General features: G+C 43.1%; 3 protein-coding genes. All 3 read right to left on the bottom strand.

The features are described from left to right. Window positions 1-106 precede the first annotated feature (106 nt). The 3 genes from B2899_RS18490 to B2899_RS13470 all read right to left on the bottom strand — a co-directional run bounded on the left by B2899_RS18490 (window position 107) and on the right by B2899_RS13470 (window position 1,926). Window positions 107-388 (bottom strand): DUF3993 domain-containing protein, encoded by a 282-nt coding sequence (locus B2899_RS18490; protein WP_414631780.1) that lies wholly within the window; start codon window positions 386-388, stop codon window positions 107-109. Window positions 389-506: 118 nt separating this feature from the next. Beyond that, window positions 507-1,436 carry a DMT family transporter gene (locus B2899_RS13475; protein WP_286886491.1) on the bottom strand — a complete coding sequence of 310 codons (930 nt, stop codon included), beginning with the start codon at window positions 1,434-1,436 and terminating at the stop codon, window positions 507-509. Window positions 1,437-1,509: 73 nt separating this feature from the next. After that, window positions 1,510-1,926 (bottom strand): polysaccharide deacetylase family protein, encoded by a 417-nt coding sequence (locus B2899_RS13470; protein WP_286886489.1) that lies wholly within the window; start codon window positions 1,924-1,926, stop codon window positions 1,510-1,512. Window positions 1,927-2,192: the final 266 nt, after the last annotated feature.

Raw genomic sequence — 2,192 nt, 5'->3', positions numbered from 1 at the left:
ATTTCAATGTGGAAAAAGGCGAATGTCTCTTTCTTTTTTCCATTTAGAAAAGAAGGAAGGCTTTCTGATATAGAGCGAGAAAAACCGGTCGTCATTCGACCGGTTTTTACTTTCTTATCAACCCTTTTTCGGTCTCCAAAAAGTTCTCTTTGATGAATGCTTCGATATAGTTTTTCGTGAAGTAAGGAAGAAGTGTGTCATATATCTTTTTCTTTGAAATGGGGCCTACTAATTTGGGTTGAACTACCGCGCTTTTTTTCATGATGGAGAAAGCCTGTTCTTTATGCAGCAGTGCGGTTTCTTTCGACGCCTCCACGCCGGTGCCAAAAACAACGGAAAACAGCAGAACGAGACAACCTGACAATATCCATCTGCATCTTTTTTTCATGGTCGTGAGCGAAAAATTCCTTTCTGCCAGTTTCGTATCATAATAAGTTGCGTTTGTATTACTTACTACCTGCATATATTCTACTAGATTCGACAAAGTATGTCAGGTCCCATTTATCTTATCCGGCGTTTTCGTTTTGTGATAGCGGATTATTTTTGGTTACATTCACGATTCGCGTGGAAATATAGACGCCGAGCACGACGAATAAGCCACCGATCGTCTGGTACCACGCTACGTGCTCCCCGATGAACAGAATTGCAAAAATGGATGCAAACACGGGAATGAGATTAAGGAAAATACCGGCTTTTCCTGCCCCTACCTGGGAAACGGCCGAGTTCCAGGAGATAAATGCCACAATGGAAGCAAATATACCGGTGTAAAGCACTGTTAGTACGGAGCCGGTCGACCATACAACCGGAATTTGGGCAACGAATATTTCATACATGGAAAAAGGAAACAGGATTGCGATACCGATCAGGATACAAACGAAAAATGTACTGTAACCAGGCAGAATATCCGTATACCGTTTTACCAGAATGGAGTAAATACTCCAGCATATGAGGGCGGCGATAACAAGCAGATCGCCGAGATTAAATGAGAACGCAAGCAGCGTGTCCAGAGAACCCTTGGAAATAATAAACAAAACCCCAACAAGCGAAAAAATCGTGCCGATCGTCTGATTTTTATTCAAACGCTCACGAAGAATAAAAAACGAGAGAATATAAATGACAATCGGTGTGGACGTATTGACCAGCGAAGCGTTAATGGACGTTGTATAATGCAGCGCAATATACAAAAGCGTATTGAACCCGGTTATGCCTGTAAATGCCATGAGAATGATAACAGCCATTTTTTGGCGCAGCAGAGGCCATTCTTTGCGCAGGCTCGACCAAATGAACGGTAAGAATACAATAAGTGCCGTACACCAGCGCAGGAAGGAGAGTGTATAAGGAGGTAGACTTTCCGTAATGGCCCGTCCAATTACAAAGTTTCCGCCCCACAATACATTCGCCAGCACAAGCAGCACATAAGGAGAGACGCGTATCATCGGTTTATTCACCACTCTTTGAAGTTTTTTCTAGTATATAACAGTTTTTATGTCTCTCCTATTGGTAAAGTGGTTAAGGGACAGGGGAAAAGTGGCAGGTGAATGATTGACTGCTTAAAACATCAAACGAAAATCCCTGCCTGCGCAGGCCCTCAATGATGGCGGGCAGCGCTTGAACCGTCGTAGTTTTCACCTGCGAATCATGCATGAGAATGATGGCTTTTTGTTTATTTTTGCTGCCGGAGAGAACGGCGGGCGTATTGGCGGAAGGTCCGTCGTCAAAAGTCAGGTAAGCTACCTTTTTGTTTTGTTCCTGTGCCTTTTTTGCTTTTTCCAAATCCTGTTTTATTCTTTTTAACTCCTTGATAAGCTCTTTGTTGGTTGTTTGAAGTTTCGCGTTCTCCCGCTGCACCTCATTCAACTGACGCACCGTATCATGATATGTATTCGCCTGGACGGAAGCGTAGAGTACAAAGATAAGAAAAAACACAATACTAACTGTAATCGCGCCCTTAATGGCTCTCGCCCCCGTTTCTTGATTGAAGCATTCTGTTAGATATGTATGATGGGCAACGGGTACTCATGACAGATAGCGAGGTTGTTTGACAAGGGGAGCCAAAACCCGTAACATTCAACCTGACATATTTATCGGTAAGGAGCAGAAATGATGCTGCGAAAATATAGTAAATTATCTCCCATTCAAGTTATTGTGACCGCATATTTTGTTGCCATTATCGTGGTTACCGGCTTGCTAAT

Origin of the sequence: Aneurinibacillus sp. UBA3580 (assembly GCF_002375825.1) — a bacterium.
Taxonomy (GTDB): Bacteria; Bacillota; Bacilli; order Aneurinibacillales; family Aneurinibacillaceae; genus Aneurinibacillus; species Aneurinibacillus danicus.
The sequence above is the reverse complement of the archived record's forward strand: the minus strand, read 5'-3'. Positions and strand labels throughout refer to the sequence as shown.

Coding starts and splice junctions, on each gene's coding strand:
- B2899_RS18490 (WP_414631780.1), bottom strand. CDS start 388: ATGAAAAAAAGATGCAGATGGATATTGTCAGGTTGTCTCGTTCTGCTG.
- B2899_RS13475 (WP_286886491.1), bottom strand. CDS start 1,436: ATGATACGCGTCTCTCCTTATGTGCTGCTTGTGCTGGCGAATGTATTG.